Genomic DNA, 14080 nt, shown 5'->3' on the forward strand with positions numbered 1-14080 from the left:
ATTTTTGTTGTTCTACGCAGTAACTGCTTTCTGCGTGGGTGCTGTGAACGAAGCGTCCGCGCAAGCGACCCGCGGCGCGCCCGCCGGTACGACCGCGCAGTGTGCCGATGGCACCTTCAGCTCCGACCCGAGGCGGCCATGCGTCGGACGCAAAGGTGTGCAGTCGCAGGGTGGGGCGGGCTCGACGCCTGTGCAGCCGCAGGTGGCCCCGGCATTTCCGCCCAGCACGCCGCCGCCCTCCAGTTCGCGAGCCCAGGGCTCTTCGATCCAGGGCCTGCCTGCGGGGACCACCCAAATGAACTCGCCGACTCGACGCTAACGCCGACGTTGATCAGCCCCGTGCCGCCGACACCCGTACCAGCGTCGCGGCCCTCGATCCGGTCATGCGACAGAACTCGTCGCGCTCCATGTCCGATGGAAAGCAGTAGACAGTGCAGCGACCGATGACCGCGTGGGACGTGGGCGCATCGGGTGCGGTCCGCCTGAGTTCGCCGTCCCATCGCTGCCAGCCGTCGGAGGCCTGCTCCGCAAAGGTCTGTGCGGAGTCTCCAGCAAGCTGGGTCAAGGCTGCGTAGGGATGACACACCGTGTCGAGAGCGCGCAACTCGCAAACGGCAGTGAGTCGCTTGTCTGACGTCTGAAAATGAAGGTCGGCGCGGCTGCGAGGCATGCTTCAGCTTAACGCTGCACGGACACGCTCGAACGGATCTGCCACGACCACATCGAGAACGTGCGGCGCCATGCCAACCAGCGCGGTGTATCTGGGTATCAGGAGGATCCTAAAACCATCCTCACCTCAGTCAACCATGTGTTGTGTCATCCCGTCTCCGGCCAAGATTCTGAAGTGGGGCGACATCGTCAACATCGATGTCGCTTATCTCCCTTGCAGATACGGCGCTGGATTCGTGGCAACGCCATCCTTCCGGACTTCGAAATGCAGCTTGACGCGGTCGGTACCCGTACTGCCCATGTCGCCGATCTTCTGGCCTTGCTTGACTTGTTCGTCTTCACGCACAAGCACGCGATCCAGATGCGCATAGGCCGTGATCAGCTTGGCGTTGTGCTTGATGATAATCATCGTGCCGTATGACCGCAGCGAATTGCTGACCAGCATGACGCGCCCCGATGCAGCCGCGATAACCGGATCACCGCGGCTGCCGTCGATGTCGATGCCCTTGTTGCGCACCCCGTCATAGCCTGCAATCGTGTTGCCCGCCGCGGGGCGCACGAAGCTGCTGTTGCCTGTTGCCGGCGAGGCTTGTTCCGACGGTCCCGGCTTTGCGGGCGCCTGCCGAGGTCCGCTCTGTTTGCTTGCGGCGCTCTTGACGCTCGCTGGCTGATCCTTCGCGCAACCTGCCAACACGATCGCACTCACTGCGGCAACCAAGACGAATGCTGCGCGCACCCAAATTCTCTGCACCATATGTCTCTGACTTCCCTGACTTTTTTCCAATCGCTCATGCTACATGGCGCTCTCTGACGGGCCGAAGACGCCTGAGAATCCCCGCATGCCTCACGCCGTCTCCCGCTTGCGCGCCGCGCGCCTGGCCCGCAGTGCCAAACCCTTCCTCGCCCGTGGTGGTTTCAAGCGTGAGCGTTGCACGGGTTGCCGTCTCGTTACCAGCCACTGCATGTGCGCATTGCGTCCGTCCGTCGTCACGCGTGCAGGCGTGTGCCTGCTCATGGCCGATATCGAGCCGCTCAAGCCGAGCAACACGGGCTGGTTGATCGCCGATGTGGTGGTCGACACCTTCGCATTCGGATGGTCGCGCACTGAAACCGACCCCGAACTTCTGGCCTTGCTGAGCGACCCGCAGTGGCAACCCTACGTCGTGTTCCCAGGCCAGTACGCAGCGCCGGAGCGGGTGGTGCATGCAGTGGCGCCGTCCAGCGCCGCCGACGGTGAACCGGTCAAGCGCCCGCTGTTCATCCTGCTCGATGGCACCTGGGCCGAGGCACGCAAGATGTTTGGGAAAAGCCGGTACCTCGACCCATTGCCCGTGCTCAGTCTGCAGCCCGATCGGGTACCGCACTACAAGCTGCGCCGCTCCGGCCGCGACGATCATTTCTGCACCAGCGAAGTGGCTGCGCTCTGCATGAATCTGGCGGGAGAGCACATTGCGCAGCGAACGCTGGACGCGTACCTCGCGGTCTTCACGCACCACTATCTTCAGGCGAAGAATCAGTTGCCTGTCGCGTGGGATGGGGTCGCGCATCTGCGGTTGCGCGAGGCGTCTGTTGGCCAGCCAATATGCGTTGAACTTCCGGTTCAAGCCGGATAGCCGTCGTACGTCCATCAATGTGGCCGGCAGCAGGGCCCGTTGCGTTCCTTCAGCATTAATAAGAGAAGCCGACCTTCGTCAAAATTGCTGAACGGCCAGTTGCCGACGCAAGCGAAGGGCGGCTTCAGGCTCGCGTCCAGGCGTCGCAAAGAGGTAAGTGCTGCTGACAGGCGCTGTTGACGGCGGATACACAGGTATTGCGGGAGCGCCGGAGCGCCAGCACGAGGGGTCGCCTTCCTTGGAGCTCTTTAGTTGAGGGCGCCTATCGGGGTTATCGTTCGGCGTCGGCCACCACGCGCTGAAACACCTTACAAGGCTCCAGAGGCCATCCAGGATGACGACAGACGAAGATCCGTCGGAGACGATCAACACCACGCGACTGCCTGCAGGCATTTGGGCGCTCGGTTTCGTCAGCCTCTTGGCTGACATCTCTTCGGAAATGGTGCACAGCCTGCTGCCGTTATTCATGGTGTCTGCACTTGGTGCAAGTGCCTTCATGGTCGGCTTGGTGGAGGGCGTGGGCGAGGCGACAGCCTTGATGGTGAAGGTCTTTTCGGGCGTGCTTTGCGACTACTTCGGCCGGCGCAAGCCTTTCGCCATTGCCGGCTACGCGTTGGGCGCTTGTTCTAAGCCTTTATTTGCGATAGCCCAGACCACAGGCATGGTCCTGACGGCGCGACTAGTGGACCGGGTTGGCAAGGGGGTGCGAGGCGCCCCGCGAGATGCCTTGGTCGCCGATATCGCGCCGCCACAACTTCGAGGCGCGGCCTTCGGCCTGCGCCAATCACTCGATACGGTCGGTGCATTCATCGGGCCCCTTGTAGCAGTGGGGCTGATGATCGCCTGGTCAAACGACTTCCGGGCGGTGTTCTGGGTCGCCGTCATACCTGCGATAGCGTCCGTCGCATTGCTGGGCGTCGGCGTCCGGGAGCCTGCGCGTGAAGCCGGCTTGAAACGGACGAATCCTCTGCGTCGAGACAACCTGCGCCAGCTCGACCGCGCTTACTGGTGGGTCGTTGCAGTGGGCGCAGTCTTCACTCTTGCCCGCTTTAGCGAGGCATTTCTGGTCCTACGGGCGCAACAGAGCGGGATCCGGATGGCCTGGGTGCCGCTCGTCATGGTTGTGATGAGCCTGGTCTACTCGCTATCGGCCTATCCGTTCGGCAAGCTCTCCGACCGTATGAGCCACCGAGCGTTACTTTCGATGGGTCTGTTGATACTCATTGCTGCCGACCTGGTGCTTGCGTCGAACTCGCACTGGGTCAGTGTCCTGTTGGGCGTGTCGCTTTGGGGCCTGCACATGGGCATGACGCAGGGCCTGCTCGCGACGATGGTTGCCGACGCGGCACCGGATCATCTGCGCGGCACGGCGTTTGGCTTCTTTAACCTGATGAGCGGGTTGGCTGTGCTTGTAGCCAGCGTTCTCGCCGGCTTGCTGTGGGACGGTTTGGGTGCTCCAGCAACATTCATCGCCGGAGCGGCGTTCTGCGTGTTGACGCTGCTCGGCCTGCGGTTCGCCCCGCTTCGTTTGCGGTGATTGACTGGATCAAACACCGACTCGCGTCGCCGCATGTCGCCGCCGCCATACGGCGTTTCGCGCCGCAACTGGATTTCGCTCGTGCCCGCCTGTCCCCGAGCAGCGAAGTGGGGCTGAGGCTGACCTTGAGCGTTCTGCTGTTCATCGGCGCGACGTGGCTCTTCGCAGGGGTGGCCGAAGACGTCGTCACCGGCGATCCGCTCGTCAAGGTCGATCAAATGATCACGCACTGGTTTCAGCGGCACTCGGCAGCCGGCGTCACGCGCTGGATGTTGCTTGTCACTGACGCCCATAACGCCATTCCCATCAGCGCTATCGGCCTTGCGTTCGCGGTTTACTTAGGGTGGCGACGAGAGGGGTACTGGCTCCTCACCTTGCTTCTGGTGCTGCCGGGTGGCATGTTGTTAAACCTGGTGCTCAAGCAGATCTTTCAACGCGGGCGCCCCATTCTCGAAGAGCCATTGCTGGGCCTTTCCAGCTATAGCTTTCCAAGCGGCCATGTGACGGCAGCAACGTTGCTCTACGGCGTGCTGGCCGTCTTTCTCGCGACGCGAACGCCCAAGCTAGGCTGGCAGGTGACGCTTTACGCGACGGCCTGCCTGGCAGTTCTGTTGGTGGCAACGACGCGCATCTACCTCGGCGCCCACTATTTCAGCGACGTGGTCGCCGCAGCGGCCTGGGGCACGGCTTGGCTGGTTCTGTGCTCAGTGCTGGTGCGCGAACTCCGGCGACGAACCGCTCTTCGCCGGAGTGCGCAACCGCACTAGGGGTCCACCAACGGGCGCTTTTATGCCGTGTGCGCGCGCCGCTCAGGACGGTGGTGTTGCGTTCGCTCACCCCAACCGATTCACCCCACACCACCGTGCCATGAACACCGCCAGCACCGCGACCGTTTGCATCATGCTGTCGATCGACACCCACTCGTCGATGCCGTGGATGTTTGCGCCGCCCGAAGGGCCGTAGCAGATGGCGGGCGTCTCGCCGTAGAGGTTGAAAAACTTGGCATCGGTCGTTCCGGTGAACGACGTTGAAGTCGCTTCCTTGCCGACGATGTCTCTGTGGGCCTTGGCGATGGCGACAACGATCGGTGCGTCGTCCGGCACGTGGCAGCCGTCGGCCTGGAAGCCTTCGTAGACGATCTTGTAGCTCAGTGCAGCGTGGGCGGGATGCGCCTCGTAGGCGGCGGCGAGCACCGCCTCGACTTCGGCCTTGACCTTGCCGACCTTCATGTCCGGATAGAAGCCGATCCGCACGTCTGCGCGACAGGCTGAAGGCACGGACGATGCCCATTCGCCGCCGTTGATCTTGCCGAGGTTGAAGTTGACCGGATGGTCGTGGTGGGCGAAGGAGCGGTAGCGCGCGCTCGGTGCGTTCCATCTGTCTTCGAGCTTTTTCAGTTCGCCGAAAAGGTAGTGAGTGAAGTCGATGGCGCCCACGCCGGTTTGCGCGACGGAGGCGTGCACCGGCTTGCCCAGCACTTCGATGGCGAGCCACAACACGCCCATCTGGCAGGTCATGATGCCGTTCTCGGAGATCGGTTCGGTGATGACGGCGGCGTCGGCGCGGTAGCCGGCCACCAGGCACGCGAGGGCGCCGTTACCGGTGCATTCTTCTTCGATCACCGACTGAAAGTACACGGGAGACGCCGGCTCCAGGCCGATCGACTTGAGCGCCTTGAACGCCATCGTGTACGCGATGATGCCGGCCTTCATGTCCGATGCGCCGCGGCCATAGACGCGATCGCCTTCGACCCGGCCGGAGAACGGAGAGCCCTCCCACAGCACCTCGGCGCCCGTCGGCACTACGTCGATGTGGCCGTTGAAGATCAGCGAGTTGCCCTTGAACCGGCCGCTCGGCCGGTGGATGCCCACCACGTTCGTGCGGCCGTCGTAAGAGACGATCGAAGGGGAATAGCCGGGGTGCGCCTTCAGCTTTTCTTCGTCGATCTCGAACTCGTCCACTTGCAGGCCGAGTTCGCCGAAGCGCTCGGCCATGAAGCTTTGCGCGCTCTTCTCGTGGCCGAGCAGGGAAGGGTGCTTGACCAGCGCGCTCAGCATGGCGACGCTTTCATCACGCAGGGCATGGGCAGCGGCGACGATGGCGGATTCGTCCACCAGGACTTCAATGACTTCTTGCATGGGGACTATTCTGCTATCGAAGGATTGGCAGTGTCGTTGGAAACGGGCAGTGCGGTTGTGGCGGGGTGCGGCGCTGGCGAAGTAGGGTTGCCGCCAAAACGTGCTCGACCGCCGATGCGTTGTGGCGCTAATTCGAATGACGCGGTATTGAATCGTTATTCGATATGAAAAATCGCATTTAACGCTTCATTATCGTTTCACGAAAATGAATAATAAAGCAGAGAGCGCGCTACTAGCCGCCAGTGCCAGTTCCCCACAACCATGAAAGACCACGATGAACAAGACCGAGACCACACGCCGCATCTTTCTGCTGACCATTTCCGCTGGAGCCACTGGCTTCGGGCTCGACGCCATGGCGCAAGCCGCCGTCGATGAAAAAGATCCGCAGGCTGCAGCGCTTGGCTATGTGGCAGACGCCAGCCGAGTCGACGCGAAGAAATTTCCGAAGTACGCCGCCGGCCAGATGTGCAGCAGTTGCGCGTTGTACCAGGGCAAGCCCGCCGACGCGAACGGTGCTTGCCCGCTCTTCGCCGGCAAACAGGTGAGCGCCAAGGGATGGTGCAGCGCCTGGGCGAAAAAGGGATGACGAACTCGCACGCAATGGCCTCGCGCGCGATCAGCCGCAGGACGTTGCTCGGCGCGCTGACACTGCCATGGCTCGTGGGCGGTTGCACCACGCCGCTGCCGCTCGTGCAACCACCAGCGAACGATGCAGGTGCCGTATCGCGGCTGCGTGACAGCGCAGAGGCGCACGGCCTTGCCGCATACCGGCAGATGACCGATATCAATGTCAGCTACAGCGGCAAGTGGCGGCCGCTGGTGGGTCGCATCCAGCCCGAAGTCGTCGACGAAGGCTATCGCGGCAGTTCGCAGGAAAGGCTGCTGCCTTCGACCGCTGTCGTGGCACAGGCCTACACCGGGGCGAAGGGCAACAAGCACGTCTGGTGGCGCAGGGGTGGCACGGCGCCGGACGACGCAGGCGAGGTTGCGGTGTGGTTCAACGGCGTGCGCAGCGCCGATGACGCTGCGCAGCAGGCGGCGGCTCTCGTGGCCGAAGGCTATGGGCTCTTTCTGCTCGGACCGCTCTGGTTGAACGACCGCGGGCTGCGCATGCAGTCGGGCGGCACCGAGCGCGTCGATGGCCGCGTCTGCGATGTCGTCGACGTTTGGTTATCGCCAGGCTTGGGCCGAGTCGCCACCGACCGCGTCGCCCTGTGCATCGACCGCGGCGACGGGCTCGTACATCGAATGCGCTTCACGCTGGAAGGCTTCGCCAACACGCAAGGGGCGGTGGCAGAGGTCGACACCTTCGAGCATGAGCGCCGCTTTGGCGTGACGTGGCCGATGCGGTCGTTCGAGCGGATCGTGCATCCCATCGCATTGCCGGCTCACGATTGGCGCATCACCGGGCTCGATGTGAACCGGGGATACGAGGCCAGGGAGGTGAGCGGGCCCGCGTTCACAGGCGCGGCCGCGGCGGCTGCAACGCCGGTGTAGTTGCAAAGCCGCGCCTCAAGCCCGATCCGCAGTCGTCCGGGCCCGCATCAGCCGCAACCCGTTGGCGACGACCAGCAGCGTCGCACCCATATCGGCGAACACCGCCATCCACATGGTGGCCGTGCCGACCAGAGCGAGCACCATGAAAACGGCCTTGATGCCGAGCGCCAGCGAGATGTTCTGCACCAGCACCGCGTGCGTCTTGCGCGACAGTCGGATGGTTTCCGGAATGCGGCGCAGGTCGTCGTTCATGACCACCACGTCTGCGGCTTCCATGGCGATGTCGGTGCCCATGGCGCCCATCGCAAAGCCGATGTCGGCCTGCGCCAGCGCCGGTGCGTCGTTGATGCCGTCGCCAGTCATCGCGGTGGCGCCGAAGCGCTTTTGCAACGCCTTGATCTCGGCAAGTTTGTCTTCGGGCAACAGGTTGCCTTGAGACTCGTCGATGCCGGCCTCGGCCGCGATGGTCTTCGCGGTCGCGGTGTTGTCGCCGGTCAGCATGACGGGCGTCACGCCGAGTGCCTTGAGCTCGGCGATGGCCTGGCGCGATGATTCCTTGATGGTGTCCGCCACGGCGAAGAGGGCGATAACGCCGCGATCGTCTGCCAGCAGCGTGACCGTACGGCCCTGCTGCTCGTGCGCGGCAAGCTGGGCCGCGATCTCTGCATTGCTGTGGTTGCGCTCTTGCATCAGGCGATGGTTGCCGAGCGCGTGGTCGCGTCCGCCTACCGTGCCCTGCGTGCCGCGGCCGGGGAGGGCGATGAAGCCTTCAACCGTGTCGGCCTCTGCACGCGCGGCAGGCGAGCCGAGCCCTTGCGCGATGGCTTTCGACACAGGGTGGTCGGAGCGCTCCGCCAGGCTCGTCGCGATGCGGCCGACCTGCTCTTTGTCCGCGTCAGGGCGAAGCACCATCCAGTCGACCAGCTTCGGCTTGCCCTCTGTGATGGTGCCGGTCTTGTCGAGCGCGATGGCCTTGAGGTTGCGTGCCTCTTCCAGATAGGTGCCGCCCTTGATCAGGATGCCACGCCGCGCGCCCGCCGCCAGCGCGCTGACGATCGTCACGGGCGTCGAGATCACCAGCGCGCACGGGCAGGCAACCACCAGCAGCACCAGTGCCTTGTAGATGGCTTCGAGCCAGGTGGCGTCCGTCAGCCACGGCATGAGCAGGGCCACGGCCAGCGCCAGCACGAAGACCGATGGCGTGTAGATGGCCGCGAAGCGGTCGACGAAGCGCTGAGTCGGTGCGCGCGTTCCCTGCGCTTCCTCGACCGCGTGAATGATGCGGGCCAGCGTCGTGTTGGACGCAATGCCGGTCACGCGAAACTGGAGTTCGCCCGTCTCGTTGATGGTGCCGGCGTAGACCGTGTCTCCGACGCTGCGATCGACCGGCAGGCTCTCGCCCGTGACCGGCGCCTGGTTCACCGCGCTGCGGCCTTCGGTGACCACGCCGTCGAGCGGCACGCGCTCGCCAGGACGGATGCGCACGATGGCATCGAGCACCACGCCGGCCGATGGCACCGTCTTCCAGCTGCGGTCCGCCTGCTGTACGTCGGCTCCTTCCGGCGCAAGAGCGACAAGGCCTTTGATCGCGTTGCGGGCGCGATCGGCGGCACGCGCTTCGATCAACTCGGCGATGGCGTAGAGCGCCATGACCATCGCGGCTTCCGGCCACTGGCCAATGACAAAGGCGCCGGTGACGGCCACGCTCATCAGCGCGTTGATGTTCAGCCGGCCGCGGCTCAGCGCCTTGATGCCCTTCGAATAGGTCTCGACGCCCGACAGCCAGATTGCGATTGCGGCCATGCCGAGGCCGACGTACTTCATCGCGGGGACATCGCTGGCGAAGAAATGCAGCGTCTCGGCGCCGATGGCCAGTGCGAGCGCGGCGCCGAGGCGAATCACACTGGACGATTGCTCGACATGAGCGTGGCCGTGATCGTGGTCGTGGTCGTGGTCATGCCCCGCATGGTCGTGGCCGTGGTGGCCGTCCTCGGCTGTGTGGGTCGCGGCTTGGCCTGCGTCGCTTCGAGACGCGCTCACCGGCATTGGTTCGTAACCTGCGCTTTGAATAGCCTTGACAGCCAGCGGAATCACCTCGGCAGGCGCGTTGATGGCCACCGTTCGTGCGCCCAGCTGGAAGTTGAGGCTCTTGATGCCGACGACCTTGTCGAGCGCGCGGCGGATGTCGCTTTCTTCCACCGCACAGTCCATAGCCGGAATGCGGAACACCGTTGCGCCGGCGGGAACGGTTGTCTTGGCCGCGATGGCGGGCGGCTTCTCTTTCATTTCAGGCATTGCGGTTTTTGTCATTGGCTCGATTGGAAACCCTGTAGCGGGTTTAGAGTCAAGCGCAAATTTCCAAACGGTTTTTTGGAGGGATTTCGATGAAGATCGGTGAACTGGCGCAAGCCACGGACACACCCGTAGAGACCATCCGCTTCTACGAAAAGGAAGGGCTGTTGCCGACCCCGGCGCGGACCGAGAGCAACTACCGCATCTACGGCTTGGAGCACGTCGAACGGCTGATGTTCATCCGTCGGTGCCGCTCGCTGGATATGGCGCTGGACGAGATTCGTGCGCTGCTTCGCTTCAAGGAATCGCCGCAGGAAAACTGTGGCGGGGTCGGCGAGCTGCTGGAAGACCATCTCGGGCACGTCGCCCAGCGCATCCGCGAATTGCGTGCTTTGGAGAAGCAGCTGAAGGGCCTTCTGGAGCAGTGTTCGACGACCGCCGCTTCGGGCGATTGCGGCATTCTGAAAGAGCTGTCGAGCGAGGGGCCGGCCCGGGCTTTCAAGCGCGCAGTCACGAAGCACGTGCACGGCACGCACTGAAGCTCAGTGCGCGTGAGCGGCGTCGGTCCGGTCGACGACTCGGTGACGGATGTCGCTCCGGAGTGCCCGACTGCTACCTTACGAGAGGCCGCACGGTAGTGAAGCCGCCGTCCACCGCAATCACCTGCCCCGTGAGGCGGGCTGCGCCGTCACTGAGCAGCCAGGCCATGACGTCAGCCACCTGTTCTGCAGTCTGCACGCCGCCCAAAGGGTACTGGCGCGCGGCGCCGTCACGCATGGCGGGCAGCTTCAGCATGCTGGCCGTCATCGGCGTTTCGGTCATGCCCGGTGCCACGGCGTTGATGCGTAGACGCTGCGCGGCGTAGGTGGCTGCGGCGCTGCGCACCAGGGCTTCGATGCCACCTTTGGCCGCAGCGATCGCCTCGTGATTGGCAACGCCGATTCGCGCCACCACCGAGCTCGCGAATACTGCCGCACCGGGCCCGCCCTGCAAAGCGCCAATCCAGGCCTGCAGCATGAATACGGCGCTGTCGAGGTTGACGCGCATCACCTCGCGGTAGGCATCCTCTCGGGTGCGGTGCAGCGGTGCGATCAGGGTGCTGCCCACGCAGTGCGCCAGCAAGGTGGGCGCGGCGCCGAGCGCCTCCTGGCAGGCGGCAATGGCCTGGGCTGCGCCTTCGGGCGTGGTGGTGTCGGCGGCGATCCGCACGGCGGCTTCCACATCGGCCAGGCGGTCGAGGTCGCGCCCTGCCGCGGCGACGCGGAAGCCCTGTGCGTGCAGTTGGTGTGCCAAGGCGCGGCCGATGCCACCGCTGGCGCCCGTGATGAGAACGATCGAAGTCATGGGATGTATTGCGACGGTGATTGAGTTGGGTGAGATCAGCGGGCTGTGTGCTGCCGGATTTATTGGGCCGGACGTGGCTTTTGGCGGCAGGCATCCGAGCAGTACTTCACCTCGGCCCAGTTCTTCGCCCATCGACGCCGCCAGGTCATGGTCAGGCCACAACTCACGCAGGGTTTGCTGGGCAGCGCTGCCTTGTTGCCTTTAAAGCTTTCTTTGCTCTTTGCCATGTCGCAATGCTACGAGTTTCCGGGTCGATTTGAGGTCAACATCGAGGCAAACTCGGTGGCTGTCGCACTTTAGGCGAGTCAAATCCGGGTCAAACCTTCAGACTTAGCCCATGTGCGGTTGGATGCACTCGGGCTGAAAAATATTCAGCCAGTGAACTCAGCCAGTGAACCCCGCCAGATTCAAGACATGGGACTTGCCCAGCCAGACAGCACAGTCCCGGTGATCGCGCAGCGCATCGCCGGTGTTCGGATGAACGAACACGTCGAGCGTGCCGTGGTTGAGTGCGAGCCACCCCAGTACGTGCGGAAAGTCGTCAGGCGAGATGGCCAGCTGGTAGCTCCACATCGGGTGTGGTCCCACCGGCTTCTCGTGGAAGCGGCCCATGGCGATGCGGCCGGCCAATTCGATCTCGATGGTTTCGCGCAGCGTCCAGGCCGCCGCTCCTGTCGCGGCGTCGAAGTACACGTGGGCGTGCCAGCTGCCGATGGTCGAAGGATTCAACAGGGTCATGTTCATTGCCGGAAGACCTTGAGGTCGCCATTGCGAGGCCAGTCGTCTATTGTCCATGGCGAACTATGAACAGGATTGTCGGAATGAAGAAAAACGCGCTCATCGTCGGGGTCAGCGGTGTCATTGGAAGTGCACTTGCAGTGCATTTGCTCGCCGATGGCGCATCGGTCTATGGTCTCTCCCGCGGCAGAACGCCCGTCGCTGCCGGCGTGAAGCCCCTCACGGCAGACCTGACCGATCCTGTCGCGCTGGCTGAAGTTCTAGGCTCACTCGATGGCATCGAGTTTTCCAAAGTGTTCTTTACTGCCTGGGCGCGACAGGCGAACGAGAAAGAGAACATCCGCGTCAACGGCGCCATGGTGAGCAACGTGCTCGATGCCGTCGGCCCCGGCTTGCGCGGCGGCCATGCGGCACTGGTCACCGGGCTCAAGCATTACCTCGGCCCCTTCGAGGCGTACGGCACCGGCAACGTGCCCATGACGCCGTTCCGCGAAGAGCAAGGGCGGCAGCCGGTCGACAACTTCTATTACGAACAAGAAGACAGGCTCTTCGCGGCCGCCGAGCGCCATGGCTTCAGCTGGAGCGTGCATCGGCCGCACACCATCATCGGGTTCGCCATCGGCAACGCGATGAACATGGGTGTGACGCTCGCCGTCTATGCCACGCTCTGCAAGCAGACGGGCCAACTGTTCGTATTCCCGGGGTCTGCGGCGCAGTGGGAAGGTCTCACCGACATGACCGATGCGCGGCTGCTCGCCCGTCATCTCACGTGGGCCTCAGACACCGCGGCAGCACGCAATCAGGACTTCAACGTCGTCGATGGCGATGTGTTTCGCTGGAAATGGTTGTGGCCCCGGCTGGCCGAATACTTCGGCATCGAAGCAGCTGACTTCGACGGCACCATGCGCCCGTTGGCCGAGCGGATGCAAGGCTGCGCAGGGCAATGGAAGGAGATCGCCGAACGTCATGCCTTGAAAGAGGCGAATGTCGACAACCTCGTGTCGTGGTGGCACACCGACGCAGACCTCGGCCGGCCGATGGAGGTGCTGGCCGACATGACCAAGAGTCGCAAGGCGGGGTTCCTGGATTTCCAGAGCACGCCGGATGCGTTCACGGATTTGTTCGACAAGCTGAGGGCTGAGCGCGTGATTCCTTGACGGGTGCTAGATGAACACCGTAGCTCTTCGACGGAACTGCCTGTAGATCTTGTTCACGATGTGGAGACTTGAGGGTAAACCTTGTAGAGCACCGGTCGTGCGGGCAATGTAATTAATGCCTCGATGGCATCCCGGTTGTCGCCACATTGTGGGGACAAGCTGACGTGCCGATGTCCATTCAATTCGCAAGGAGCCCCCATGAAAAACCATCGCAAGGCGGTGCGCCAGCGCATCCAGTCAGGACCCACTCTCTGGATGGCGGGAGCGCAAGACGCACTGTCTGCACTGCTCGTCGACCAGTCGGATTTCGACGGCATCTTCACCACCGGATTCGGAATCTCAGCGGCGCTGTTGGGCCAGCCCGACGTGGAGATCTACACGCTCACGGAGAACGTGGCTGTCGTGGATCGCATCGTCAATCTGGTGAACAAGCCCGTGTTCGCCGATGCCGATACCGGCTATGGCAACGTGATAAACATGGCTCGCACGGTGCGCGAGTTCGAGAAGACGGGGGCGGTCGCCATTCAACTCGAAGACCAGTTCAGTCCCAAGCGCTGTCCCGCAGCGGCATCGAACATGCCGGTGATTCCGGTGCGCGATGCTGTCGCAAAGATCAAGGCAGCAGTCGACGCGCGAACCGACCCCGACTTTTTGATCGTTGCGCGCACCGACGTGCTCGATCCGTCCGAGGCCATCGACCGATGCGCACAGTATGCGGAGGCGGGCGCCGATCTGATCCAGCCGATCTCGCGCACCTTCAGTCGCTACGAGGATCTGGTCAAGCTGAAAGAGGTGACGGGGCGTCGGCTGTCATTGCAGTTGATGCAGGGCCTATGGATGGCCGATCTCACGCGGGAACAGATCGAGTCCGTCGCGGCCTTCGCGAGCTATCCGCTGATCACGCTGATGAGCACGGTCCATGCGCTGCAGGAAAACCTGCGGGTGATGGCGAGTCGCCGGGGCGGAGACATCGGCAGTCTTCCCTGCGGTCAGACGTCCATGCCGGCATTCAAGGATGTCATCGGCTGGAAGGCCATCGAGGAACGGCAGACGCACTACGAAATGATGACCTGAAGACGGATACGAAAAAGTCGA

The 14080-nt window shown here is 63.4% G+C and carries 15 protein-coding genes; 8 read left to right on the forward strand and 7 right to left on the reverse strand.

The features are described from left to right. Positions 1 to 331: 331 nt before the first annotated feature. Positions 332 to 670, reverse strand: coding sequence for a hypothetical protein (locus QN413_RS19560; RefSeq protein ID WP_323498247.1), 339 nt, complete (start codon positions 668 to 670; stop codon positions 332 to 334). Positions 671 to 874: 204 nt separating this feature from the next. Continuing rightward, positions 875 to 1375 carry a peptidoglycan DD-metalloendopeptidase family protein gene (locus tag QN413_RS19570; protein WP_323498248.1) on the reverse strand — a complete coding sequence of 167 codons (501 nt, stop codon included), beginning with the start codon at positions 1373 to 1375 and terminating at the stop codon, positions 875 to 877. Between the two features lie 133 nt (positions 1376 to 1508). Between QN413_RS19570 and QN413_RS19575 the strand changes: the two genes are divergently transcribed. From QN413_RS19575 to QN413_RS19585, 3 genes are all read left to right on the forward strand, one after another. Continuing rightward, complete coding sequence (locus QN413_RS19575) at positions 1509 to 2282, forward strand: tRNA-uridine aminocarboxypropyltransferase (RefSeq protein ID WP_323498249.1); 774 nt, start codon at positions 1509 to 1511, stop codon at positions 2280 to 2282. Between the two features lie 334 nt (positions 2283 to 2616). Then, entirely contained in the window at positions 2617 to 3819 is a 1203-nt protein-coding gene (locus tag QN413_RS19580) for an MFS transporter (RefSeq protein WP_323498251.1), read from the forward strand. Positions 3820 to 3944: 125 nt separating this feature from the next. Continuing rightward, on the forward strand, positions 3945 to 4586 hold the full coding sequence (locus QN413_RS19585) for a phosphatase PAP2 family protein (protein WP_323498252.1): 642 nt from the start codon (positions 3945 to 3947) through the stop codon (positions 4584 to 4586). Positions 4587 to 4652: 66 nt separating this feature from the next. On the opposite strand, the gene QN413_RS19590 is transcribed toward QN413_RS19585, so the two are convergent. Then, complete coding sequence (locus tag QN413_RS19590) at positions 4653 to 5957, reverse strand: ArgE/DapE family deacylase (RefSeq protein WP_323498253.1); 1305 nt, start codon at positions 5955 to 5957, stop codon at positions 4653 to 4655. Positions 5958 to 6231: 274 nt separating this feature from the next. Here QN413_RS19590 and QN413_RS19595 point away from each other — a divergent pair, with 274 nt between their 5' ends. Beyond that, positions 6232 to 6543, forward strand: coding sequence for a high-potential iron-sulfur protein (locus QN413_RS19595; protein ID WP_323498254.1), 312 nt, complete (start codon positions 6232 to 6234; stop codon positions 6541 to 6543). Then, positions 6540 to 7454 (forward strand): hypothetical protein, encoded by a 915-nt coding sequence (locus tag QN413_RS19600; RefSeq protein WP_323498255.1) that lies wholly within the window; start codon positions 6540 to 6542, stop codon positions 7452 to 7454. The genes QN413_RS19595 and QN413_RS19600 overlap by 4 nt, the downstream gene beginning before the upstream one ends. A gap of 15 nt (positions 7455 to 7469) precedes the next feature. Here the strand turns inward: QN413_RS19600 and QN413_RS19605 are convergent, their stop codons facing one another. Then, a complete protein-coding gene (locus QN413_RS19605) occupies positions 7470 to 9740 on the reverse strand; it encodes a heavy metal translocating P-type ATPase (protein WP_323498280.1) in 2271 nt (756 codons plus the stop codon). 98 nt (positions 9741 to 9838) lie between these two features. Here QN413_RS19605 and cadR point away from each other — a divergent pair, with 98 nt between their 5' ends. Beyond that, positions 9839 to 10285 (forward strand): Cd(II)/Pb(II)-responsive transcriptional regulator, encoded by a 447-nt coding sequence (gene cadR, locus QN413_RS19610; RefSeq protein WP_323498256.1) that lies wholly within the window; start codon positions 9839 to 9841, stop codon positions 10283 to 10285. Positions 10286 to 10358: 73 nt separating this feature from the next. Here cadR and QN413_RS19615 read toward each other — a convergent pair whose 3' ends face one another. From QN413_RS19615 to QN413_RS19625, 3 genes are all read right to left on the reverse strand, one after another. Further along, a complete protein-coding gene (locus QN413_RS19615; protein ID WP_323498257.1) occupies positions 10359 to 11090 on the reverse strand; it encodes an SDR family NAD(P)-dependent oxidoreductase in 732 nt (243 codons plus the stop codon). 59 nt (positions 11091 to 11149) lie between these two features. Further along, a complete protein-coding gene (locus QN413_RS19620) occupies positions 11150 to 11317 on the reverse strand; it encodes a DUF2256 domain-containing protein (RefSeq protein WP_323498258.1) in 168 nt (55 codons plus the stop codon). Between the two features lie 157 nt (positions 11318 to 11474). Continuing rightward, on the reverse strand, positions 11475 to 11828 hold the full coding sequence (locus QN413_RS19625; protein WP_323498282.1) for a DOPA 4,5-dioxygenase family protein: 354 nt from the start codon (positions 11826 to 11828) through the stop codon (positions 11475 to 11477). Positions 11829 to 11911: 83 nt separating this feature from the next. On the opposite strand from QN413_RS19625, the gene QN413_RS19630 reads away from it, so the two are divergent. Further along, positions 11912 to 12985, forward strand: a complete 1074-nt coding sequence (locus QN413_RS19630; RefSeq protein WP_323498259.1) for an SDR family oxidoreductase — start codon at positions 11912 to 11914, stop codon at positions 12983 to 12985. A 198-nt stretch (positions 12986 to 13183) separates the two neighbouring features. Next, complete coding sequence (locus QN413_RS19635; protein ID WP_323498260.1) at positions 13184 to 14059, forward strand: isocitrate lyase/PEP mutase family protein; 876 nt, start codon at positions 13184 to 13186, stop codon at positions 14057 to 14059. The last annotated feature ends 21 nt before the right edge of the window (positions 14060 to 14080 follow it).

The organism is Variovorax sp. LG9.2 (assembly GCF_035018885.1).
In the GTDB taxonomy this organism is placed as follows: Bacteria; Pseudomonadota; Gammaproteobacteria; order Burkholderiales; family Burkholderiaceae_C; genus Variovorax.